At 62.4% G+C, this 21649-nt stretch carries 25 protein-coding genes and 3 tRNA genes; 1 reads left to right on the plus strand and 27 read right to left on the minus strand.

What is annotated here, in order from left to right; translation table 11 throughout:
• Nucleotides 1-11: 11 nt before the first annotated feature.
• The 22 genes from ACIQ09_RS00905 to rpoE all read right to left on the minus strand — a co-directional run bounded on the left by ACIQ09_RS00905 (nt 12) and on the right by rpoE (nt 16074).
• Nucleotides 12-821: a glycosyltransferase gene (locus ACIQ09_RS00905; RefSeq protein ID WP_398304699.1), complete on the minus strand. Its 810-nt coding sequence runs from the start codon at nt 819-821 to the stop codon at nt 12-14.
• 243 nt (nt 822-1064) lie between these two features.
• On the minus strand, nt 1065-1256 hold the full coding sequence (locus ACIQ09_RS00910) for a hypothetical protein (RefSeq protein ID WP_398304702.1): 192 nt from the start codon (nt 1254-1256) through the stop codon (nt 1065-1067).
• A gap of 279 nt (nt 1257-1535) precedes the next feature.
• A tRNA-Gly gene (locus ACIQ09_RS00915) sits at nt 1536-1611 on the minus strand.
• Nucleotides 1612-1624: 13 nt separating this feature from the next.
• Nucleotides 1625-1698 (minus strand) — tRNA-Cys (locus tag ACIQ09_RS00920).
• Nucleotides 1699-1737: 39 nt separating this feature from the next.
• Nucleotides 1738-1813, minus strand: a tRNA-Gly gene (locus ACIQ09_RS00925).
• A gap of 57 nt (nt 1814-1870) precedes the next feature.
• On the minus strand, nt 1871-2443 hold the full coding sequence (pgsA, locus tag ACIQ09_RS00930; RefSeq protein WP_398304705.1) for a CDP-diacylglycerol--glycerol-3-phosphate 3-phosphatidyltransferase: 573 nt from the start codon (nt 2441-2443) through the stop codon (nt 1871-1873).
• A 15-nt stretch (nt 2444-2458) separates the two neighbouring features.
• Nucleotides 2459-4195: an excinuclease ABC subunit UvrC gene (uvrC, locus tag ACIQ09_RS00935; protein ID WP_398304798.1), complete on the minus strand. Its 1737-nt coding sequence runs from the start codon at nt 4193-4195 to the stop codon at nt 2459-2461.
• Nucleotides 4196-4269: 74 nt separating this feature from the next.
• Nucleotides 4270-5307, minus strand: a complete 1038-nt coding sequence (nagZ, locus tag ACIQ09_RS00940; RefSeq protein ID WP_398304708.1) for a beta-N-acetylhexosaminidase — start codon at nt 5305-5307, stop codon at nt 4270-4272.
• Complete coding sequence (acpS, locus tag ACIQ09_RS00945; RefSeq protein ID WP_398304712.1) at nt 5304-5681, minus strand: holo-ACP synthase; 378 nt, start codon at nt 5679-5681, stop codon at nt 5304-5306. The genes nagZ and acpS overlap by 4 nt, the downstream gene beginning before the upstream one ends.
• A complete protein-coding gene (locus ACIQ09_RS00950) occupies nt 5678-6439 on the minus strand; it encodes a pyridoxine 5'-phosphate synthase (RefSeq protein ID WP_398304715.1) in 762 nt (253 codons plus the stop codon). Before ACIQ09_RS00950 ends, acpS begins: the two co-directional genes overlap by 4 nt.
• Nucleotides 6436-7173, minus strand: coding sequence for a DNA repair protein RecO (gene recO / locus ACIQ09_RS00955; RefSeq protein WP_398304718.1), 738 nt, complete (start codon nt 7171-7173; stop codon nt 6436-6438). Before recO ends, ACIQ09_RS00950 begins: the two co-directional genes overlap by 4 nt.
• 21 nt (nt 7174-7194) lie before the next feature.
• Nucleotides 7195-8103, minus strand: coding sequence for a GTPase Era (gene era / locus ACIQ09_RS00960; protein ID WP_398304721.1), 909 nt, complete (start codon nt 8101-8103; stop codon nt 7195-7197).
• The gene (gene rnc, locus ACIQ09_RS00965; protein ID WP_398304724.1) at nt 8100-8771 is read right to left on the minus strand and encodes a ribonuclease III; all 672 of its coding nucleotides are present in this window, start codon (nt 8769-8771) and stop codon (nt 8100-8102) included. The genes era and rnc overlap by 4 nt, the downstream gene beginning before the upstream one ends.
• Nucleotides 8772-8781: 10 nt before the next feature.
• Nucleotides 8782-9150, minus strand: coding sequence for a DUF4845 domain-containing protein (locus ACIQ09_RS00970; protein ID WP_398304801.1), 369 nt, complete (start codon nt 9148-9150; stop codon nt 8782-8784).
• A gap of 2 nt (nt 9151-9152) precedes the next feature.
• Nucleotides 9153-9941: a signal peptidase I gene (gene lepB, locus ACIQ09_RS00975; protein ID WP_398304727.1), complete on the minus strand. Its 789-nt coding sequence runs from the start codon at nt 9939-9941 to the stop codon at nt 9153-9155.
• Nucleotides 9942-9971: 30 nt separating this feature from the next.
• Complete coding sequence (gene lepA / locus ACIQ09_RS00980) at nt 9972-11768, minus strand: translation elongation factor 4 (RefSeq protein WP_398304730.1); 1797 nt, start codon at nt 11766-11768, stop codon at nt 9972-9974.
• A 68-nt stretch (nt 11769-11836) separates the two neighbouring features.
• Nucleotides 11837-12088 (minus strand): glutaredoxin family protein, encoded by a 252-nt coding sequence (locus ACIQ09_RS00985; RefSeq protein ID WP_398304733.1) that lies wholly within the window; start codon nt 12086-12088, stop codon nt 11837-11839.
• Nucleotides 12078-13493 (minus strand): Do family serine endopeptidase, encoded by a 1416-nt coding sequence (locus tag ACIQ09_RS00990; RefSeq protein WP_398304737.1) that lies wholly within the window; start codon nt 13491-13493, stop codon nt 12078-12080. The genes ACIQ09_RS00985 and ACIQ09_RS00990 overlap by 11 nt, the downstream gene beginning before the upstream one ends.
• 20 nt (nt 13494-13513) lie before the next feature.
• Nucleotides 13514-13966, minus strand: coding sequence for a SoxR reducing system RseC family protein (locus ACIQ09_RS00995; RefSeq protein ID WP_398304740.1), 453 nt, complete (start codon nt 13964-13966; stop codon nt 13514-13516).
• Nucleotides 13966-14931 carry a MucB/RseB C-terminal domain-containing protein gene (locus ACIQ09_RS01000; protein WP_398304743.1) on the minus strand — a complete coding sequence of 322 codons (966 nt, stop codon included), beginning with the start codon at nt 14929-14931 and terminating at the stop codon, nt 13966-13968. The genes ACIQ09_RS00995 and ACIQ09_RS01000 overlap by 1 nt, the downstream gene beginning before the upstream one ends.
• Entirely contained in the window at nt 14928-15470 is a 543-nt protein-coding gene (locus ACIQ09_RS01005; RefSeq protein WP_398304746.1) for a sigma-E factor negative regulatory protein, read from the minus strand. The genes ACIQ09_RS01000 and ACIQ09_RS01005 overlap by 4 nt, the downstream gene beginning before the upstream one ends.
• A 4-nt stretch (nt 15471-15474) precedes the next feature.
• On the minus strand, nt 15475-16074 hold the full coding sequence (gene rpoE, locus ACIQ09_RS01010; protein ID WP_398304749.1) for an RNA polymerase sigma factor RpoE: 600 nt from the start codon (nt 16072-16074) through the stop codon (nt 15475-15477).
• A 213-nt stretch (nt 16075-16287) separates the two neighbouring features.
• Here rpoE and nadB point away from each other — a divergent pair, with 213 nt between their 5' ends.
• Nucleotides 16288-17874, plus strand: coding sequence for an L-aspartate oxidase (gene nadB, locus ACIQ09_RS01015; RefSeq protein ID WP_398304752.1), 1587 nt, complete (start codon nt 16288-16290; stop codon nt 17872-17874).
• 4 nt (nt 17875-17878) lie between these two features.
• Here the strand turns inward: nadB and ACIQ09_RS01020 are convergent, their stop codons facing one another.
• From ACIQ09_RS01020 to fabD, 5 genes are all read right to left on the minus strand, one after another.
• Complete coding sequence (locus ACIQ09_RS01020) at nt 17879-18316, minus strand: protein YgfX (protein WP_398304755.1); 438 nt, start codon at nt 18314-18316, stop codon at nt 17879-17881.
• A 30-nt stretch (nt 18317-18346) separates the two neighbouring features.
• Nucleotides 18347-19582 carry a beta-ketoacyl-ACP synthase II gene (gene fabF / locus ACIQ09_RS01025; protein WP_398304758.1) on the minus strand — a complete coding sequence of 412 codons (1236 nt, stop codon included), beginning with the start codon at nt 19580-19582 and terminating at the stop codon, nt 18347-18349.
• A gap of 16 nt (nt 19583-19598) precedes the next feature.
• On the minus strand, nt 19599-19838 hold the full coding sequence (gene acpP, locus ACIQ09_RS01030) for an acyl carrier protein (protein ID WP_079435598.1): 240 nt from the start codon (nt 19836-19838) through the stop codon (nt 19599-19601).
• Nucleotides 19839-19925: 87 nt separating this feature from the next.
• Nucleotides 19926-20675 carry a 3-oxoacyl-ACP reductase FabG gene (fabG, locus tag ACIQ09_RS01035; RefSeq protein WP_398304762.1) on the minus strand — a complete coding sequence of 250 codons (750 nt, stop codon included), beginning with the start codon at nt 20673-20675 and terminating at the stop codon, nt 19926-19928.
• The gene (fabD, locus tag ACIQ09_RS01040) at nt 20672-21607 is read right to left on the minus strand and encodes an ACP S-malonyltransferase (protein ID WP_398304765.1); all 936 of its coding nucleotides are present in this window, start codon (nt 21605-21607) and stop codon (nt 20672-20674) included. Before fabD ends, fabG begins: the two co-directional genes overlap by 4 nt.
• Nucleotides 21608-21649: the final 42 nt, after the last annotated feature.

Genomic DNA, 21649 nt, shown 5'->3' on the forward strand with positions numbered 1-21649 from the left:
GCCCGCGACGACTAATCCGGCTGCCCCGAACGTCGGGGGTCGAAGCGCGACAGCAGACGATAGGCCGGGTGACGCAGCGGTGTGGGTAATACTGCTCGCAGCAGGGGGACAAAGCAGGCCAGACGCTTCCAGAGGGGCATGCCCAGCAGGCTGGCGCCCCGGTAGCCGCTTAGCGCCCTCTCCAGGGCATCCCGGAAGGCATGGCGCAGGTGGCTGGTTTCATCGAAACGATGGAGGATCAAGGCTTCTGGCAGGTTGGCAAAGCGCATGCCCGCCTTCGCGCAGCGAAACCACAGATCGTAGTCTTCGCTGCGCCGCAGATCGGTGCGGTAGCCGCCAACGGCCAGGATCCTGCTCCGCCGGTAGGCCACCGTGGGGTGAATGAGCGGACAGGCCCACAGCTTGGCAAGTATGTCTTCGTGGGATACGGGCATCGAGCGGACTCGGCCCAGGATGCCGACGCTGTCCATTTCCTGCGCAAAACTGCCCATGACGTCGACTGCCGGGTCTGCGCAAAAGGCCTGGATCTGCCGTGCAAAGCGCTCTGGCAGCGCCACGTCGTCACTGTCGAAACGAACCACGAGTTCATGGTGGCAGTGCTGCAAACCGGCGTTAAGAGCACTGGCCAGGCCGACGTTACGAGGCATCACGACCGACTGGATGTTGAGCGCCGCGCGATAGCGCTCGATGACAGCCCGCGCAGCGTCTCCGATCGGCCCGTCCTCAACCAGCACCACCTCCGATGCCCCGAGGCGCTGCCCGGCCAAACTCTCCAGCGCCTGCTCCAGATGCCCCGCATCATCGCGCCCGTAGGTCGCCATCAGAACCGAGAATTCCGTACCGCTCAAACCAGACCTTTCAACCCTGCGAGCACCGCAGCAATGCGGGAAACGCGTGAAGGCTCGACCCCCTGCGGAATCGAGCTATTTCGACGTAAACCCTTGAATTGTACTAGAAAACAGCTATGGCAGCCACGCCCCACCCTTAACAGGCAGCGTGCATTGACAGGTCAATGAGGGAGGTTCGTACGAAAAGAGAGACGGAGAAAGCCGCAACTACGAGCATCAGCAGCGAAGAAACTCCCTCTGGCTGATGGCGATTTCGGGCAACTCCAGCGCGCCTTTTTCCGCCGTCTCGAAGGCATCGGGGACAAACAGGGGCGCGCGCCACTGGCCGTCCATCAGGAAGGCCGTCACTTCCGGACCGAAGGCGGTATGGCACAGCTTTCTGGCGAGGGCATCGAGAACTTGCTTCATCCTGGTCTCCCGTCGGTCCGGCCCGGAGTGGGCCGACAACACTGTCGACAGGCCCCATCCTGCGTCAGCACCGTGACATGCTGACGACAACCGCTTGTCAGCCAGACTACACAACGAGGCCGAAAGATGGCAGAAACCGATGAGAATGAGCAGGGATGAAGCGGATCCGCGGCGGGAAGCAGGAAGTCCCGCAAGAAGAAAACCGCAACCTGAAAAAACAAAACGGGGAAAACGAATCATCGCAAACCATTGCGAATCATTGTTTTCCCCGTTGCATTCTGGAGCGGCAGAAGAGTCTCGAACTCTCGACCTCAACCTTGGCAAGGTTGCGCTCTACCAACTGAGCTACTGCCGCTTTGTTCTACACCTGGAGGCGCGAGCCGGAGTCGAACCGACCTACACGGATTTGCAATCCGGTGCATAACCGCTTTGCTATCGCGCCGTGAATCAAACGGGGAAGCAAGGCTTCCCCGGAAATTCTTGGAGCGGCAGAAGAGTCTCGAACTCTCGACCTCAACCTTGGCAAGGTTGCGCTCTACCAACTGAGCTACTGCCGCTCGACAGACCGCCATTATAGGTAAAAATTTTCGGATGTCAAATCCGAAATGCGGCTTTCAGCGACTACGCTTCATCAGCTCGGGCCAGGCGCAGCGCATGTAATAACCCATGGACCACAGGGTCAGAACCGCCGCCACGTAGATCAGCACGGTACCCAGGGCCATTCCGTCAAAACCGAAAACCGGGGCCTGGTAGAGCAACAACGGAATCGCTGACATCTGGGCAGCCGTCTTGAGCTTGCCGACAAAGGCCACCGCCACGCTACCCGCTGCCCCCACTTTGGCCATCCACTCGCGCAGGGCCGAAATGGTGATCTCGCGACCAATGATGACCAGTGCAATCAGCGAATCCACTCGCCCCAGGTGCACCAGCACGATCAGGGCAGCCGCCACCATCAGCTTGTCCGCCACCGGATCAAGGAAGGCGCCAAAAGCCGAGGTCTGGCCAAGGGAGCGTGCCAGGTAGCCGTCGAACCAGTCCGTCACGGCCGCGGCGACAAAGGTCAACGTGGCCACCAGGTTCTTGTCTTCCGCAGAAATGGCGGTGTCCGGAAGGTAGTAGATGCCGACGAAAAAGGGGATCAGGGCAATACGTGCCCAGGTCAGGGAGTTGGGGATATTGAAAAGCATGTCGGCGTTTGCGGGCTATCGCATCGCATTGTATATCTGTTCGGCAAGATGCCGGTTGATGCCTTCCACACGACACAGATCCTCAATCGTGGCCTTTCGCACACCATCGATACCGCCAAACGCGGCCAGCAGCTTTTTGCGCCGTGTCGGCCCCACCCCGGCAATGTCCTCCAGGCGCGAGGTGTTGCGGGTCTTGGCCCGTCGGGCACGGTGGCCGGTGATGGCAAAGCGATGCGCCTCGTCACGGATCTCCTGGATCAGGTGCAGCGCCGGTGCATCGGGGCGCATGTGCACCGGCTCGCGCCCGTCGGGGAAGACCAGCTCTTCCAGCCCCGGCTTGCGGCTCTCCCCCTTGGCCACACCGAACATGGTGATGGCCTCCAGCCCCAGTTCGGCCAGCACCTCCCTGGCAACGCCCATCTGGCCCTTGCCGCCGTCGATGAGGATCAGGTCGGGGCGAACGCCTTCTCCGGCAGCCACCTTCTCGTAGCGCCGGGTCAGAGCCTGGCGCATGGCGGCGTAGTCGTCACCCGCAGTAATGCCGGCGATGTTGTAGCGCCGGTACTCGGAGTTCTTCATGGCCTTGCCATCCCACACCACGCAGGAGGCCACGGTGGCTTCGCCCATGGTGTGGGAAATGTCGAAACACTCGATTCGGCTGGGTGTATCGGCCAGGCCAAGGGCATCGCGCAGGGCCTCGAGGCGCTGCTCACCCCGGCTGGACTCCTGCTCCCGCACCATCAGGGCCAGGCCGGCGTTGTTCTCGGCCATGCTCATCCACGCCCGCTCGTTTTCGTAGCGGGCCGCCATGACGCCGAGCTTCCCTTCGACCACCTCGTCGAGCGCCTCCTTAATGGTCGCAGGGTCGACATTGACCAGGATCTTTCCCGGCAAGGGGTGGTCCAGGTAGTGCTGCTCGACAAAAGCCACCAGCGCATCCAGTGGCGTGCAGCCCTGGGCGTTGCTGGGGAACAGGGGCCGGTCACCGAGATGGCGCCCGCCACGGATCATGGCCAGGTTGACGCACACCATGCCGCCCCGCTCCACCGCAGCCAGCACATCCACGTCCTCATCCCTGGCGCTTTCGACAAACTGCTTGTGAAGCACAGCCTGCAGGTTGCGGATCTGGTCGCGATAGACGACGGCCTTCTCGAAGGCCAGCGCATCCGATGCCTCCTGCATGCGCCTGGACAAGTCGTCCACCACGTCGCCATGACGCCCGTTGAGGAACAGGCTGGCCAACTGCACGTCGGCGGCGTAGGCATCCTTGTCGATCAGCCCGACACAGGGCCCGGTGCAGCGCTGGATCTGGTGCAGCAGACAGGGCCGCGAGCGGTTGCTGAAAGTGCTGTCCTCGCAAGTGCGCAGGCGAAAGATCTTCTGCATCAGGTGCAGGCTTTCGCGCACGGCCCAGCTGTTGGGAAAGGGCCCGAAATAGCGTACACCCTTCCGGAAACCACCCCGGTGATAGTAGATCTGCGGAAAGTCCCCCCCAGACAGGGCGATGTAGGGGTAGGACTTGTCGTCGCGGAACAGGATGTTGTACTTGGGCCCGAGGCTCTTGATGAGGTTGTTCTCGAGGATCAGGGCCTCGGCCTCGGAGCGGGTGGCGGTGATATCGACGCGCGCCACCTGCCCTACCATGATGGCGATGCGCGGACTGAGCTGGGTGCGCTGAAAATAGGACGACACCCGGCGCCTGAGGTTCTTCGCCTTGCCCACGTACAGCACGGCCTCGTCGGCCCCGATCATGCGATAGACACCGGGCTCCTCGGTCAGGGTGCGCAGGAAGACTTTGGCGTCGAAGGCCACGAACGAACTCCGGCTCAGGCGAGGGCCAGCACGCCGTCGCGGGCCGCGCGGTAAGGCGCCCAGCCGGCCAGGGTGCCTGGATCGGCCGGCGCCGTACCCGGCCTGGGGCGCAGGGCCACGATGCGCTCGCGGCTGCCCGCGTGGGCCTGGGGGTGCCAGTTGTCGAGCAGGTCTACGGCCATGTCCGGGCGGTTGCACACCAGCACCATGTCGCAGCCGGCCGAGTGGGCCGCCTCGGCCCGGGCGACGATGCCGCCGGCCACGCTGGCGCCCTCCATGGTCAGGTCGTCGCTGAAGATCACGCCCTGGAAACCGAGCTTGCCGCGCAGGATGTCCTGCAACCAGAAGCGGGAAAAGCCCGCCGGACGGGCGTCGATGTTCTCGAAGATGACATGGGCCGGCATCACGCCGCCGAGCTGGGCGGAGAGCAGGCGGAAAGGAAGGATGTCCTCGGCCCAGACGTCCTCGAAGCTGCGTCCATCAACGGGAATCGCCACGTGGGAGTCCGCCTCGACGGCCCCATGTCCGGGAAAATGCTTGCCCACCGCCCGCAGGCCACCGTCGGCCAGCCCGGCCACGACCTCGCCGGCCAGCTCGACGGTGACCTGGGGATCCCGATGGAAGGCCCGGTCGCCGATGACGCTGCTGACGCCGTAATCCAGGTCGAGCACCGGCGCATAACTCAGGTCCACACCATGGGCCCGCAGCTCCGCCGCGAGCACAAAACCGGCCTGGCGGGCACAAGCCCTGCCAACTGCCGGATCGGCAGCCCAGGCCTCACCGAGGCGACGCATCGCCGGCAGCCGGGTGAAGCCCTCACGGAAACGCTGCACGCGCCCGCCTTCATGATCGACAGAAATCACCAGCTCCGGCCGGGCCGCGCGGATCGCCCCGGTGAGGGCGCGCAACTGCGCCGGCTCGGCATAGTTGCGGGCAAACAGGATGACGCCGCCGACAAGGGGATGCTGCAGGATCTCCCGCTCTTCGGCGGTGATCTCATGGGCAGCCACGTCGAGCATGACGGGGCCGGGAAGGGCAGGAGATAACTTCATGGTCTTTCGATGACGGCAAAGGCGACAACATAGTCGGCCTCGTCGGACAGGCTGAGATGGGCGCTGAGACCCCGCTCCGCCATGTAGTCGGCAAGGCCTGGCGAATACTCGAAGTGCGGCTTTCCCAGGGCATCGTGGCCGACCCGCATTGCATGCAGCGTGGCCGGCGCGGCAACGCCGGTACCCAGCGCCTTGCCAAAGGCCTCCTTGGCGGCAAAGCGCTTGGCCAGGAAACGGGCCGGCGCGGATGCGGCCTGGAAGGCGGCGCGCTCGGACGCATCCAGGATGCGCTCGGCGAAACGCACACCGTGGCGGATCAGCGCATCCTCCATGCGGGCCACCCGCACGATGTCGGTACCGACCCCGTGGATCACGCCTGCTCGCCGCGCTCGGCAGCTTCCCGCATGAGGCGTTTCATCTCGCGCACCGCCTCACGCAGGCCGGTGAACACCGAGCGACTGACAATGGCGTGCCCGATGTGCAGCTCGCGAATCCCCGGCAGACGGGCGATGGGCTGGACGTTGTAGTAGTTGAGGGCGTGGCCGGCATTGAAGCGCAGCCCGAGCTGCCGTATCGCGGCCCCCGCCTGGCGGATCTTGTCGATCTCGGCCAGCACCGCCGGGCTCTCGGCGTCGCGCCCTGCACCGTGGAAAACATGGGCATAGGGGCCGGTATGGATCTCGCACACCTTTGCGCCAATCCGCGCCGCCGCCTCCACCTGGGCGATCTCGGCATCGATGAAGACGCTGACGATGATGCCCTCCTCTGCCAGACGCGCCACGGCATCCTTGAGGCGGGCCTCCTGGGAAACGATGTCGAGGCCGCCTTCGGTAGTCACCTCATGACGCCCCTCGGGCACGAACATGGCCATCTGGGGCTTCAAGGCGCAAGCGATGCCGACCATCTCGTCGGTCGCCGCCATCTCGAGGTTGAGCTTGATCTGGGTGAGCTCACCAAGCTTGCGTACATCCGCATCCTGGATATGGCGGCGATCCTCGCGCAGGTGCACGGTGATGCCGTCCGCACCACCAAGATGGGCTTCCACGGCGGCCCAGCAGGGATCGGGCTCCCAGGTGCGACGGGCCTGGCGCAGGGTGGCCACGTGGTCGATATTGACGCCGAGTTCGATCAAGAGGGGTCTCCGGGATAGGCAAACAGTTCAGTGAACACACGGCGGGACTGGAGCACCTGCCCGCCGAGGTAATGCTGGATGAGCCGGCGCATCAGGGCCTTGCTCTGGGCCAGGGTATCGGGATCGCGAAGATCCTGGTGGGCCATGTCGATGAGCGTCTTGCCACGGACCACCGCCGGATCGTCGATCCCGTGTTCGTCCAGGGCTACCGCACCGCGCTCGATTATATAGGCGTAGTAAGTGTCGGGCCGGACAGGCACGCCGTCGCAATCCGACTCCAGCTCAAGGCCGTAACCGAGCTCCTGGAGCAGCGCCAGCTCGAAGCGCCGGAGCACCACTTCCTGGGATTCGCCCACGGCCAGTGCCCGCAAAGCTCCACCGTAGGCCTGGTAGAGCGCCGGGTGGGCATCTTCCCGGGGCATCAGGCGCAATAGGAGCTCGTTGAGGTAATAGGCGCACAGCAAGGCCTGGCCCCCGAGGAGCGGTTGCCCGCCCTGCCACTCGGCACGGACCAGGGTCTTCATCTCGCAGCCCCCGCTCCAGTCGATGAACAGGGGCTGAAAGGCCATCAGCACGCCGCGGAGCTGCGACATGGGACGCCGCGCGCCCTTGGCCACCAGGCCGATGCGGCCGTGGTCGCGGCTGAAAACCTCGACGATCAGGCTGGTTTCCCGGTAGGGATAGCTGTGCAGCACGAAGCCGGGCTGCTGGTCGATACGCTGCCTGACACTCACGGCGGGCAGTTCCGGCCGGGCTTACTCGTAACCGAGGCTCTTGAGGGCCCGCTCGTCGTCGGCCCAGCCGCTCTTGACCTTGACCCAGACCTCCAGGAAGACCTTGGAGTCGAAGAGTTTTTCCATCTCGAGGCGGGCTTCGGTGCCGATACGCTTGAGACGCTCACCGCCCTTGCCGATCACCATGGCCTTGTGGGCCGACTTGTCGACGATGATGGCCGCATGAATGCGGCGCAGGCCAGGCTCGGCCTCAAACTTCTCGATCTCGACTGTCATGCCATAGGGCAGCTCTTCACCCAGTTGGCGGAACAGCTTCTCACGCAGGAATTCTGCCGCAAGGAAACGTTCGCTCCGGTCGGTAATGTCGTCCGCATCGAAGATCGGATCTCCGGCGGGCAGATAAGGCTGGGCCGCCTTGATCAACTGGTCGGTGTTGCGCCCTTTCTCGGCACTCACCGGGACGATCTCCGCAAACGGGAACACGGCGCTCATCTTCTGCATGAAGGGCAGCATGCGCGCTTTTTCCTCCAGGAGATCAACCTTGTTGATCACCAGGATCACCTTGGCGCCCTCGGGAAGCAGCTTGACCACCTGCTCGTCCTCGGGCCCGAAGCGACCGCTTTCGATGACGAAGAGCACCAGATCCACATCCGCCAGCACCTGGGTCACGGTGCGGTTCATGGCCCGATTGAGAGCGTTCTTGTGGCGGGTCTGGAAACCCGGGGTATCCACGAAGATGAACTGGGATGCCCCCTCAGTGAGCACACCGGTTACCCGGTGACGGGTGGTCTGGGCCTTGCGCGAAACAATGCTGATCTTCTGACCGATCAGGCGATTGAGCAGGGTGGACTTGCCGACGTTGGGACGGCCGACAATGGCGACAAAGCCCGTGCGGAAGGGCTGGTCGACAGGAGATACGGTTTCGGTCATTGCTTGGGGAGGAGTTCCAGCGCCCGCTGGGCGGACTGCTGTTCGGCAGCGCGGCGACTCACGCCGATGCCGCGGGTCTTGAGGCCAAGGCCGGCGATCTCGCACTCGACCTCGAATTCCTGCTGGTGGGCCTCGCCACGGGTATCGGCGAGGGAGTATCGGGGAAGCGCCATGCGCCGGCCCTGCAGCCATTCCTGCAGGGCGGTCTTGGGATCTTTCAGGGCGCGGGCCGGGTCGAGAGCGGTCAGGGACGATTCGTAGAGCCGATCAATGACCGCCTTGGCCGCCTCGAAACCGGCATCAATGTATACCGCGGCAAAGATGGCTTCCAGTGCATCGGCGAGAATGGATGGGCGGCGATGACCGCCGCTTTTCAGCTCACCCTCACCCAGGCGCAGGTAGTCACCTAGATTCAGGCCGTCGGCAAGTCGGTGCAGGGCTTCCTGGCGCACCAGATTGGCCCGCAGGCGGGACAAGTCGCCTTCACGCAGTTCTGCAAAACGTCCGAACAGGGCCAGGGCGGTCACGCAGTTGAGGACACTGTCCCCCAGAAACTCGAGCCGCTCATTGTGGGGCGACCCGAAACTACGATGAGTCACGGCCTGTTCGAGCAGTTCGGGGCGGGCAAAGCGATGGCCGATGGCCCGCTGCAAACCTTCCAGCTTCATAGCGGCCTGATCAACGGGAAGCCCCGGTGGTCGCCGAGAAATCGATGACAAGACTCACGTTGGAGAACAGATGAACCTTGCGGGAATAGTCGACCGAAATCACGATCCGGCCGTCCTCCTTGGTGATGTCCAGATCGGAAGGAGAAATGCTGGTGATGTCGTCCACTGTGGCACGCTTGGAAAACGCGTTGCGCAACTGGGGCACACTGGCGTTCTGAGGATCTGCTTCACTGGCCACTGCGGCAATTGAGCGCTTGATGCCGTGATACTCGGTCAATACCGGCACCAGCTTCAGACCCAGCATTAGGACCGAAGCAAGAGCGGCGCCGACAAACAGCACACCGATGAGGCTGAGGCCCGACTGACTTTTTCGCGTCATGATCAATGGAAGCTGCCGATACGTTTCAGATCACTGAAATTGAACCAGATGAAGAATGCCTTGCCAACGATATTCTGCTCGGGGACGAAACCCCAGCCACGGCTGTCGAAACTACCGTCCCGGTTGTCACCCATCATGAAATAGTGACCATCCGGCACGGTGCAGGTCACACCGCGGCTAGTATAGGTGCAGTTGTCGCGGTAGGCGTACTGGGTAATCTGGGAAACAAAGGCCGGTGCGTCATTTTCCACGATGATGCTGTGCTCGACCTCGCCAAGCTTTTCGGCCCGGCGCGGTGAATAGTAGAGACGGTCGGCGTGGAGGTAATCGCCCTCATCACGCTGGGTCATGGCCACGCCATTGATGCTCAGCTTCTTGTCGATGTACTCGACCTTGTCACCGGGCAAACCCACCACACGCTTGATGTAGTCGAGGGACGGATCGGCCGGGAAGCGAAAGACCATGACGTCACCGCGCTTGGGCTGGTTAACCTCGACGACCTTCTTGTTGATGACCGGCAGACGAATCCCGTAAGTCCATTTGTTGACGAGGATAAAGTCCCCCACCAGCAGGGTGGGAATCATCGAACCCGAGGGAATCTTGAAGGGCTCGACGACAAACGAGCGCAGGCAGAAAACCACCAGGATCACCGGAAAGAAGCTGGCCCCGTACTCCACCCACCAAGGCGACTTGGCCCCCACAGAACGCCGCTTGCTTGCAACGAAGTGGTCAAGTGCCCACAGGACACCACTCAGGACCAGCAAGCCGAAAAGAATCAGGGCGAAATTCACGCACACACTCCTGCTGCCGGACGCACCGGCTTATTTGCCTTCATCGACCCGCAGCACGGCCAGAAACGCCTCTTGCGGAATCTCCACGTTGCCCACCTGCTTCATCCGCTTCTTGCCCTCCTTCTGCTTCTCGAGGAGCTTCTTCTTCCGCGTGATGTCGCCGCCGTAGCACTTGGCCAGCACGTTCTTGCGCAGGGCCTTGATGGTCTCGCGAGCCACGATGTTTGAGCCGATAGCCGCCTGGATGGCCACATCGAACATCTGGCGCGGAATCAGCTCACGCAGTTTGGCGACCAGCTCACGGCCACGGTACTGGGAGTTGGCCCGGTGTACGATGATGGACAGGGCATCCACCTTCTCGCTGGACACCAGCACATCGAGCTTGACCAGATCGGCAGCACGGTACTCCTTGAATTCATAGTCGAGAGAGGCATAGCCCCGCGACACGGATTTCAGCTTGTCGAAGAAGTCCATCACGACTTCGTTCATGGGCATGTCGTAGATCAATTGCACCTGACGACCGTGGTAAAGCATATCCACCTGGGCGCCACGCTTCTGGTTGCACAGGGTGATGACTGAGCCCACGTACTCCTGGGGCAGGAAGATGATCGCCTTGATGATTGGCTCCCGCACCTCCTCCACCTTGGAGAGATCCGGCAGACGCGACGGGTTGGAGATCTGCTCGACCGTACCATCCTTCATGAGCACCTCATAGACCACGGTCGGCGCCGTGGTGATGAGATTCATGTCAAATTCACGCTCCAGGCGCTCCTGGACGATCTCCATGTGAAGCAGCCCCAGGAAGCCGCAGCGGAAGCCGAAACCCAGGGCCTGGGACACTTCGGGCTCGAACTGCAGGGATGCATCATTGAGGCGCAGCTTTTCGAGGGATTCGCGCAGCTGGTCGTACTCGTTGGACTCCACCGGGTACAGGCCCGCAAACACCTGGGGCTTGATTTCCTTGAAGCCAGCCAGCGGCTGTTCAGCCTTGCGGTTGGCCAGGGTGATGGTGTCACCGACCTTGGCGGACTTCAGCTCCTTGATGCCGGCAATGATGAAACCCACCTGACCGGCGGACAGGGTGTCACGCTGCTGGGACTTGGGCGTAAACACGCCAACCTGCTCGCACAACTGCTGGACGCCGGTGGACATGAACATGATTTTGTCCTTGGGCTTGAGCGAGCCATCCACCACGCGCACCAGCATCACGACGCCCACGTAGTTGTCGAACCAGGAGTCGATGATCAGGGCCTTGAGAGGCGCATCGCGATCGCCTTTGGGCGCGGGAATGCGGGTGATCACCGCCTCAAGAATGTCCTCGACACCCATGCCCGTCTTGGCAGAGCACGGGATCGCATCGGTCGCGTCGATGCCGATCACGTCTTCGATCTCCTGCTTCGCGCCATCCGGATTGGCCTGGGGCAGGTCCATCTTGTTCAGTACCGGCACCACCTCCACGCCCTGCTCCAGCGCCGTGTAGCAGTTGGCCACCGTTTGCGCCTCAACGCCCTGGGAAGCGTCCACCACCAACAGGCCGCCTTCGCAGGCAGCAAGGGAACGGGAGACTTCATAGGAGAAGTCCACGTGCCCCGGCGTGTCGATGAGGTTGAGGTTATAGATCTGACCATCCCTGGCGCGATAGCTCAGCGCTGCCGTCTGGGCCTTGATGGTGATGCCACGCTCACGCTCGATATCCATCGAGTCGAGCACCTGGCTTTCCATCTCGCGGGCGGAGAGGCCTCCGCACAGTTGGATGATCCGGTCGGCCAGGGTGGATTTACCGTGGTCGATATGGGCAATGATCGAGAAGTTTCTGATGTGTTGCATGTGGGCCATGAAAAAGGGTGCCGAAGGGCACCCTGATAAATTTTGTTTGCCTGGCAAAGACTTGCATTCTAACCGATACGCCGTAAATGAGCACGAACGGCAGATTCATCAAGGAAGTGGTGGCAAATCTCGGTATCTCCATCGAGCACGACCGGGACCCACTCGCTCCACCGGGCCTCAAGGGCTTCGTGGGCGTCCACATCCACGACCGTCACCTTGAAGCCCAATTCATCCTGCAACGGCTTAAGGGCATCAAGCAGGTCATGGCACAAATGGCACCACTCCCGGCTCAACACGGTGAGCTCGCGATCAGCGCTCAAGGGAGCGCACCGGAACAAAGGTTTGCATGTCACCACGCGCGACCAGCAGCGTCACGGCCTGGCCTGCATCCAGGCCTGCCACGGCACGATTGAACTGTTCGACCGAGCGGGTCTCGATGCGCACCCCCTTGCTGACCAGCGCCAGAATCCCATCCCCCGCCTGGATCTCGGAGGCCCGGGCAGAGGCGCTCCGTAGAGCCTCCACCACCACGCCACCCGCGGCAAACCGTCCGTCCCGACGCTGCTCGGCATTGGGCTCGACAACGGTGATCCCAAGTTTGTTGGGCGATACGGCCTCAGGCTTGGACTGGCGAGCAGTCACCTTGCGGGGCTTCTCCTCGGGCAGTTCGGCCACCTGCACGGTCAAGGCCTTGACCGCCCCACGGCGCCACACCTGCACCGGCACCCGGCTTCCCGGGCGGGTACTGCCCACCAGGCGCGGAAGATCTGCCGACATATCCACCGCACGACCATCGAAACTCAGGACGATGTCACCCTGCTCAAAGCCTGCTTTCTCTGCCGGACTTGCCTTCTCAACCAAACTGACCAAGGCGCCACCGGGCTTGCCCAACCTAAAGCTGTCAGCCAGATCGCGGGACACCTCTTGTATGACCACGCCAATTCGGCCACGCTGGACACGGCCGGCAACTCGCAACTGCTCGTGCACCCCCATAGCAACATCAATGGGGATAGCAAAGGACAACCCCATGAAACCACCTGTGCGGCTGTAGATCTGGGAATTGATCCCCACCACCTCACCCTTCATGTTGAAGAGCGGCCCTCCGGAATTACCGGGATTGATGGCAACGTCAGTCTGGATGAAGGGAACAAAGTTCTCCTGGGGCAGGGAACGCCCCTTGGCGCTGACGATCCCTGCCGTCACAGAATTCTCGAAACCGAAGGGCGAACCAATGGCCACGACCCAGTCCCCTACCCGCAGCTTTGCCGGATCACCCAGATTCACCCTCGGCAGGCCTGCCGCATCGATCTTCAGCAGGGCCACATCGGTCCGGGCATCCGTCCCCATCACTCGGGCGCGGAACTCCCGCTTGTCGGTCAACTTGACGATGATCTCGTCGGCACCCTCCACCACGTGGGCGTTGGTCAGGACGTAACCATCCGCCGATACGATGAAACCCGAGCCCAGGGAGCGATTATCGGGTTCGCTCCCCCGGGGAGTTCCCGGATGACGCGGCACAAAGCGTCGAAAGAAGTCGAACATCGGATCGTCTTCTTCCAGGCTGGGCACACCCGGGCGCGCCTGCCGCACGGCCTGTGTGGTGCTGATATTCACCACTGCCGCCCCCTGCCGTTCGGCAAGCCCGGCGAAATCGGGCAGATCCCGCGCGACCACCGGGGTAACGAGCATCACCGAAAGGAGCACCACGAAACTGCGGGAAGCCATTTGCGCCAACACCGAAACGGTCATCGCCCACAGCCTCCGGCCGGCTCACCGGCAACACGCTCAATCTTCATGGGCATCACCCCTGCAGGCCCGCTGCGAGCACGCCCAAAGAGATACATCGCCACGCCGCCTGCACCTGCCCCCAGCGCTGCCGGCAAATCCGTGTTGCCGCCTGTCGCCAATACCGTTCCCAGCGCGGCACCGGCAAGCACCCCAAGAATGGGGCCGCCGTAGGTGAACAGTGCCGCTCTGAGGGGGACTGCGTCGTCCACAAAGACACCGACCGGATCTCCCGGCAGGGCATCGATCTCATTGAGCAATCTCAACTCCCGGCGAGCCTGACCGAAGGGCCGGGCGATATTTACACCACCACACCCCCCCGCTTCGTGACAACGCCCGCAACCGCCGGAAACGGAGACGTCAACCCAGGCATAGGCGCCTTCCACACGACTCACCACGCCCCGTGCACGCATCACCGCTTCCGCATTTCCACGCCATCGGCAATCCGCACCAATGCCTGCGCCGGAACCTCACCAAGTACAGTGATGCGGTGATCGGCGACGCTGCGCCGGAAGATGTTGAAGGAGCCGGATGCGCTCAGTCCGCTCTGGGCCGTGCCCTTACCCGACTCGGGCTCGATGAACACTGAGATGGCGGCAAGGCCGTCTGAGAAGACCACATGGTAGGCCTCACCCCGCTCCTTGCGCGCCTGGCGCGCCACCGAAACAACCTGCCGGAAGCCAGGAATTGAGTGCTTGAAGACCCAGCCGATATCCTCGACCTTCACATCGTTGCCCCGAGCGTTCACCACCTTCCAGTCTGCGGAACGGACAAACCGAGAGCGCACCTTTTCTTTGTCGAAAGGGGCTCCGATCTGCACTTCCGTAAACACGAACTGCTCGATACTGTCGCCCTTCTCCCCCATCAGACGGGCGCGCAGTAACAGCCCCGACGCAACATCAGCCCATAGGTGATGGCCAAAACGCATGTCGTCCCGGGGTTCAAGAATAATCTGCTGACTCTCCATCCCGGCAATCCGGGAAATCTCACCCTTTCGAATACGATAGTTCTCGGCAAGGGCGCTGGGCGAAGGAGGCAAACGCGCAGGAAAGCTTCTACGAGCGCCAAATTGGTCCACGATCAGCAGCTTCTGTTCAGGGAGAAAGCACTGCACTTCGTCGTTATTGCGAACCACCTCCCGCGGACTGCCATCAAGCGCTTCCAGCTTTTCGTACTCGCCGTTGGCATCCACCAGATGGGTGATGCGCGACGTTTCCATGTGCTTGCCGCTCTGATAGGTGAAGGTACCTGTGTAATTGAGCTTGTGCGCTGCGCTCGATATCCGCCCCAGCCAGCTCAGAGGATCGTTCGGCACCTGAGCCAACGCCGACCCGCAACCGGCAAAAACAACCGCCAGGAAGCAAAGGAAGCGCTTCATCGCTCGCCGGCCGCCCGCGTCTCGGAAACGGAGCGCACATACATCGCCACGCCCGGCATGGCAGCCGAAGGCGCCATGGCCTGATGAGCAATCAGATATTCACGCTCGGAAGGCTCGGAAGAAGCCGCCGCGAGCCGGGCCGAAGACGTTGCATCGACAACCGCTACGGCAGGAACCGGCTTCTTGAGTGCGGCCAGGGGTGCCGATGTCGATCCCGGAGCGTTCAAGGTCATGGCCACCCAGCCAACCGCAGCCACGCCCATCACCGATGCAGCGATCGGCATGAAGTGACGAATCCAGCCGTTACGCGGCTCCACCTGCGTGGGCGCCAGTACCGTGGGCTCGTCGTCCAGGCGCAACATGAGCCGACTTGTGAAATCCGCCGACATCACGGGCTCATCCCGCAATACATCTCCGATAAGACTGTAGTGATCCCATTCCCGCCGCAGGCCACCATCCCGTTTCAGGGAATCCAGCATGCGGACAGAGGCGGCCTCGTCAAGCGCGCCATCCAGCAGGGCAGAAACTTTCTCTTTCATCGTCTTACCACCTCTTGTTCGGAGCCGTATCGAGCAACGGCTTGAGCTTTTCTGAAATTGCTTCACGTGCGCGGAAAATCCGCGAACGCACCGTGCCTATCGGGCACTCCATGATCGTGGCGATCTCTTCGTAGCTCAAACCTTCGATCTCTCGCAGCACGATCGCAGTCCTCAGTTCCTCGGGCAGGGCCTCCATGGCCACATTGACCGTGTCACCGATCTGCTTGGTCATCAGCAGCCGTTCAGGCGTATTGATATCGCGAAGCTGATCTCCCTCCTCGAAGGTCTCGGCCTCTTCCGAATCGAACTCCGTGGACGTAGGGGCGCGACGCCCTTGGGACACAAGGTAGTTCTTGGCAGTATTGATCCCGATCCGGTATAGCCATGTGTAGAAAGCACTGTCTCCCCGGAACGACGGCAAGGCTCGATAAGCCTTGATGAACGTCTCCTGGGCAACATCCTCCACTTCGGCGGGATCCCGGATCAATCTCGACAGCAGGCGGCCAAGCTTGCGCTGATACTTGGAGACGAGCAGCCCAAACGCCTGCTTGTCTCCACGCTGCACTCGCTCAACCAAAAGCTGGTCAATTTCGCGATCACTCATGGTCGGGGAACGTGATCCTTCGTAGTCGTGACCGGGACGGTCACCGACCGCGGAGTATACCGCGAGACATCCTCATTCCTCGCCGAAGTAATCGCTAGACTGCCCGACGCACGTATAGTTCAGTCACGCGCAGGGTCTTGGGCGTTCAGTGTGGCCGAGTGCCCATGCTATAGTCGGCACTCCGTAATATCGCCCTTTGCGGCAACTCCAGAAGTGATCGCTTTCGATGTCCTCATCCTGGGCAGCGGCCTTGCCGGACAGTCCCTCGCACTGCGCCTTGCCGACAAGCTCAAGGTAGCCCTCATCACCAAGCGAACCCTTGAGGACAGTGCCAGCGCCTGGGCCCAGGGAGGCATCGCCGCCGTCCTCGACCCCGCCGACAGCACGGAGGCCCACGTGGCCGACACGCACACGGCCGGCGCCGGGCTCTGCTCCGACAAGGCCACCCGCTTTGTCGTCGAGAATGGCCCCCGGGCGATACGCTGGCTGATAGACCACGGTGTCCCTTTCACCCCAGACGCGACCTCACCGATCGGCTATCACCTCACTCGGGAAGGCGGCCACGGCCAGCGCCGCGTCATCCACGTGGCCGACGCCACCGGCGCTGCCGTACAGGCCACCCTGACCGAGCAGGTCAGGGCCCATCCGAACATTTCAATCTTCGAACAGCACATTGCGGTCGACCTCATCGTCGGAGACAAGATCGGCAGGCCGGGCGAAGGCTGCCTCGGAGCCTATGTGCTGGATATCGCCAGCGACGAAGTTCGCACCTTTGCCGCCCCGCACACCGTGCTTGCAACCGGCGGCACCGGAAAGGTTTACCTCTACACCACCAATCCCGACACCGCCACTGGCGACGGGGTGGCCATGGCCTGGCGTGCAGGTTGCCGGGTGGCGAATATGGAGTTCATCCAGTTCCACCCCACCTGTCTCTACCATCCCCAGGCCAAGTCCTTCCTGATCTCCGAGGCCGTTCGTGGCGAGGGTGGGCTGCTGCGCCGCCCCGACGGTTCGCGCTTCATGCCCGACCATGACCCCCGGGAAGAGCTCGCGCCCCGGGACGTCGTCGCCCGGGCCATCGACTTCGAGATGAAGAAGCATGGCTTGGACTGTGTCTTCCTCGACATCAGCCACAAACCTGCCGATTTCCTCGAAGCCCATTTCCCCAACATCCTGGCCCGTTGTGCTGAGTTGGGCATAGACATCACCCGCCAGCCGATACCTGTCGTCCCCGCCGCGCACTACTCCTGCGGCGGAATCGTGGCCGATCTCCAGGCACGAACCGACGTGGCGGGCCTGCACGCCGTCGGCGAGTCAGCCTGCACGGGCCTGCATGGCGCCAATCGACTGGCCAGCAATTCGCTTCTGGAATGCCTGGTTTTCGGTGAGGCAGCGGCCAGGGACATCCTGGAAAATCCCCGCCACCACCCAACCGACCTACCCCAGTGGGACGAGAGCCGGGTGACAGACGCCGACGAGGCGATTGTGATCTCCCATAACTGGGAGGAATTACGCCGCTTCATGTGGGACTACGTGGGCATTGTGCGCACCAACAAGCGCCTCCGGCGCGCCCAGCACCGCATCCGCCTGCTGGCCAGGGAAATCGACGAGTTTTACAGTCACTTCCGCATCTCGAACGATCTGATCGAGCTGCGCAACCTGGTTGTCACCGCGGACCTCATCGTGCGTAGCGCCCTGAAGCGCAAGGAAAGCCGTGGCCTGCATTTCAGTCGGGACTATCCGGAAACCCAGCCCAAGGCCCGGGACACCGTGATTCGCCCAGGCAAGATCCGCAGCTGACCGCCTAGGTATCGCCCGAGGCGGCCGCGGTCAGTGACCCGACCCTCAGGCGAAGCCAGACCTGGAGCGCCCGCCACGCGGTGGGCGCCATCTGGTCGCGGACGAGCAGGCGCGCACCAGCTCCCCCGCCCCGTGCCTCGCGCCACACCAGCCAGATCGCTCCGCCGCTCACCACCGTGGAAGAGGTGACGACCCTGGCTGGCGCGCCATCAACTGCAGCCTCCGGCGCAAAATGCAGGCCCCCGTCTTCGCCCATACCGAGCACGAACGCCCCCCTTCGAGCCGCGCCCAGCTCCCTCACAAAGGACAGGGCAACGATGGTCAGCCCCAGGCAAACCTGCCACGGCTCCGGAAGAAACAGACATGAAAAAGCCGCCAGGGCATGCCCCCCTGCCAGTAGCAGGACGAGGCGCCGTGACGGCCTGATTTCAATGACGTTCAAGACGCACGGCCTCCCGTGTCGCCTCTTTCGTCAGATCTTGCGAAACACCAGCGTACCGTTGGTGCCACCAAAACCGAAATTGTTCTTCATTGCCACATCAATCTTCATCGGACGGGCCACATTCGCACAGTAGTCCAGATCACACTCCGGATCCTGTTCGAAAATGTTGATGGTCGGGGGAGAGACCTGGTGATACACCGCTAGGGTGGTGAACACAGACTCGAGCCCGCCGGCACCACCGAGCAGGTGCCCGGTCATGGATTTAGTGGAATTCACCACCAGGGTCTTGGCCACATCAGCACCAAAAGCCAGCTTGATGGCCTCGGTCTCGTTCTTGTCACCCAGCGGCGTGGAGGTGCCGTGGGCATTGAGATACTGCACCTGACCCCCATTGATGCCGGCGTTGCGGAGCGCATTGACCATGCTCCGGCGCGGGCCGTCGGTATCCGGCGCAGTCATGTGGTAGGCATCACCGCTCATGCCGAAACCAGCCAGCTCCGCATAAATGCGCGCCCCACGCTTCACTGCATGCTCGTACTCTTCAAGCACCAGCACACCCGCGCCTTCACCGAGGACAAAACCATCCCGGTCCTTGTCCCAAGGACGGCTCGCAGTTGCGGGATCGTCGTTGCGGGTAGACAAGGCCTTGGCCGACGCAAATCCGCCAACAGCCAGAGGCGTGACTGTGGACTCAGCCCCACCGCACACCATGACGTCGGCGTCACCGTATTCGATCATGCGCGCGCTGGTACCAATGGCGTGCAGCCCGGTAGTACAGGCCGTCACCACTGCGATATTCGGCCCCTTCAGACCGAACATGATCGACAGATTGCCGGAGATCATATTGATGATCGTGCCCGGAATGAAGAAGGGCGAGATCTTGCGAGGACCGCCGGCGAGGAAATCGTCGTGCGTTCCTTCGATCATCGGCAGACCACCGATGCCCGAACCGATATTGACACCGATCCGCTCAGCATTGGCCTCGGTAACTTCGATTCCGGAATCACGGAAAGCCTGAATGCCCGCAGCGAGGCCGTAGTGGATGAAACCATCCATACGACGCGCCTCTTTCGGCGAGAGATAAGCCCCAAGATCGAAGCCTTTTACCTCACCGGCGATCTTCACCGGAAAGGAAGAGGTATCGAAACGGGTAATCTCGCCGATGCCGGAACGCCCATTGGTGATGGCGTCCCAAGCTTCAGACACGGTATTACCGACCGGCGAAATAACGCCAAGGCCGGTGACGACGACTCTGCGACGGGTCAAGGCAGGCTCCGGGGAATTACTTCTTGAGGTGAGCGGTGACGTAGTCGATCGCCTGCTGAACGCTGGTGATCTTTTCGGCCTCTTCGTCGGGGATCTCGCACTCGAACTCTTCTTCAAGGGCCATCACCAACTCGACGGTGTCGAGGGAGTCGGCGCCCAGGTCGTCCACGAAGGAAGACTCGTTCTTGATCTCGGACTCGTTCACGCCGAGTTGTTCGGCAACGATCTTCTTGACGCGCTGTTCAATATTTTCCATGTGATAACTCCTTCCCAGATTGTGCGGGTGAATTCAAAAACCCCCGCATTCTACCAAAAACGCGCACCCCCGCCAGCACGGCGAGATTTACGCCATGTACATGCCGCCATTCACGTGCAGGGTTGCCCCCGTCACGTAGGAGGCTGCGGGGGAGGCCAAAAAGCCCACCACGCCTGCAATCTCTTCCGGTTTGCCGAGACGGCCGAGGGCAATCTTGCCCGCCAGCTCCTTGCGCTGAGCCTCTGGCAGGTCCTTGGTCATATCGGTATCGATGAAGCCCGGCGCCACACAATTGACCGTGATGTTGCGGCTACCGAGCTCCTGGGCCAGGGCTCGGGTCATGCCGGCCACACCGGCCTTGGCCGCAGCATAGTTGGCCTGCCCGGCGTTACCCGAGCTACCGACCACCGAGGTGATGTTGATGATGCGGCCGACTCGGGCCTTCATCATGCCGCGCATGACCAGCTTGGACATGCGGAAGACAGCCTTGAGGTTGGTGTCGATGACCGCATCCCACTCGGCGTCCTTCATGCGCATGGAGAGGTTGTCACGAGTGATACCGGCGTTGTTCACCAGGATGCCCACCGCCCCGAAAGCCTTCTCGATCTCACCCAGAGCCGCATCACAGGCTTCGGCATTGGTCACATCGAGGGCCAGACCCCGCCCCTTGACACCTGCGGCCTCAAGGCCAGCCTGGATGTCAATAGCACCGGCCTCGGAGGTGGCAGTGCCGACCACCGTCGCCCCAAGCCGACCCAACTCAAGCGCAATGGCTCTACCGATACCGCGCGATGCGCCGGTAACCAGCGCAACCTGACCTTGCAGAACCTGACTCATGCGTCCCCCGTGATCTTGAGAATGTCATCCAGACTGGCTGCGTCGGCGATCGCGCCGCCCTGCAGACCGCCCTCAATGCGCTTGGTCATGCCAGCCAGCACCTTGCCGGGACCGCACTCGAAGACGTGAGTCGCACCACGCCGGGCGATCTCCTGCACCGTCTCGATCCAGCGCACCGGCGAATAAGCCTGGCGCACCAGCGCATCCTTGATCCGGCCGGGCTGATCCTCGACAGCCACGTCCACATTATTGAGCACGGGAATGCTCGGCACACGGACCTCGATCTCGACCAGGGCCTGCTGGAGACGCTCGGCGGCAGGCTTCATCAGGGCGCAATGGAAGGGCGCGCTGACGGGCAGCAGAACGGCACGCTTTGCCCCCTTGGCCTTGGCAGTGACAATGGCCCGCTCGACGGCAGCCTTGGATCCGGCGATCACGATCTGCCCCGGAGAGTTGAGATTGGCTGCAGAAACCACATCTCCCTGAGCCGCCTCGGCACAGGCCTCAATGGCCTGGGCTTCGTCGAGCCCCAGCAGCGCAGCCATGGCGCCTTCGCCCTGCGGCACGGCCTCCTGCATGGCCTGGGCGCGCAGGCGCACGAGCTTGACGGCCTCTGCAAAATCGAGGGCGCCAGCAGCAACCAGCGCCGAATACTCACCGAGGCTATGGCCGGAGACGAGGGCCGGAACAGCACCACCCCGGGCAATCCACTCACGATACACGGCGATGCCGGCAGTCAGCATCAGCGGCTGGGTGTTGACCGTCTGGGCCAGCACGTCGGCGGGGCCTTCGGCAATCATCTGCCAGAGATCCTGACCGAGGGCATCGGAGGCCTCTGCGAAGGCCTGACGGATCACTGCGGATTCGCCATAGGCGGCCATCATGCCGACCGACTGGGAGCCCTGCCCCGGAAACACAAAAGCAAAATTCATCGTTCCCTACCTTTGGTTTGGCTTGCGAAGCGGATTGATATG

The organism is Zoogloea sp. (assembly GCF_044344315.1).
Classification (GTDB): Bacteria; Pseudomonadota; Gammaproteobacteria; order Burkholderiales; family Rhodocyclaceae; genus Zoogloea.

Bases quoted from the DNA above. Each gene is read 5' to 3' on its own strand.
- ACIQ09_RS00905 (WP_398304699.1), bottom strand. From the start codon at position 821: ATGGCGACCTACGGGCGCGATGATGCGGGGCATCTGGAGCAGGCGCTG.
- ACIQ09_RS00910 (WP_398304702.1), bottom strand. From the start codon at position 1,256: ATGAAGCAAGTTCTCGATGCCCTCGCCAGAAAGCTGTGCCATACCGCC.
- pgsA (WP_398304705.1), bottom strand. From the start codon at position 2,443: ATGCTTTTCAATATCCCCAACTCCCTGACCTGGGCACGTATTGCCCTG.
- uvrC (WP_398304798.1), bottom strand. From the start codon at position 4,195: ATGATCGGGGCCGACGAGGCCGTGCTGTACGTGGGCAAGGCGAAGAAC.
- nagZ (WP_398304708.1), bottom strand. From the start codon at position 5,307: ATGAAGTTATCTCCTGCCCTTCCCGGCCCCGTCATGCTCGACGTGGCT.
- era (WP_398304721.1), bottom strand. From the start codon at position 8,103: ATGACCGAAACCGTATCTCCTGTCGACCAGCCCTTCCGCACGGGCTTT.
- rnc (WP_398304724.1), bottom strand. From the start codon at position 8,771: ATGAAGCTGGAAGGTTTGCAGCGGGCCATCGGCCATCGCTTTGCCCGC.
- ACIQ09_RS00970 (WP_398304801.1), bottom strand. From the start codon at position 9,150: ATGACGCGAAAAAGTCAGTCGGGCCTCAGCCTCATCGGTGTGCTGTTT.
- lepA (WP_398304730.1), bottom strand. From the start codon at position 11,768: ATGCAACACATCAGAAACTTCTCGATCATTGCCCATATCGACCACGGT.
- ACIQ09_RS00990 (WP_398304737.1), bottom strand. From the start codon at position 13,493: ATGGCTTCCCGCAGTTTCGTGGTGCTCCTTTCGGTGATGCTCGTTACC.
- ACIQ09_RS00995 (WP_398304740.1), bottom strand. From the start codon at position 13,966: ATGCGTGCACGGGGCGTGGTGAGTCGTGTGGAAGGCGCCTATGCCTGG.
- ACIQ09_RS01000 (WP_398304743.1), bottom strand. From the start codon at position 14,931: ATGAAGCGCTTCCTTTGCTTCCTGGCGGTTGTTTTTGCCGGTTGCGGG.
- ACIQ09_RS01005 (WP_398304746.1), bottom strand. From the start codon at position 15,470: ATGAAAGAGAAAGTTTCTGCCCTGCTGGATGGCGCGCTTGACGAGGCC.
- rpoE (WP_398304749.1), bottom strand. From the start codon at position 16,074: ATGAGTGATCGCGAAATTGACCAGCTTTTGGTTGAGCGAGTGCAGCGT.
- acpP (WP_079435598.1), bottom strand. From the start codon at position 19,838: ATGGAAAATATTGAACAGCGCGTCAAGAAGATCGTTGCCGAACAACTC.
- fabG (WP_398304762.1), bottom strand. From the start codon at position 20,675: ATGAGTCAGGTTCTGCAAGGTCAGGTTGCGCTGGTTACCGGCGCATCG.
- fabD (WP_398304765.1), bottom strand. From the start codon at position 21,607: ATGAATTTTGCTTTTGTGTTTCCGGGGCAGGGCTCCCAGTCGGTCGGC.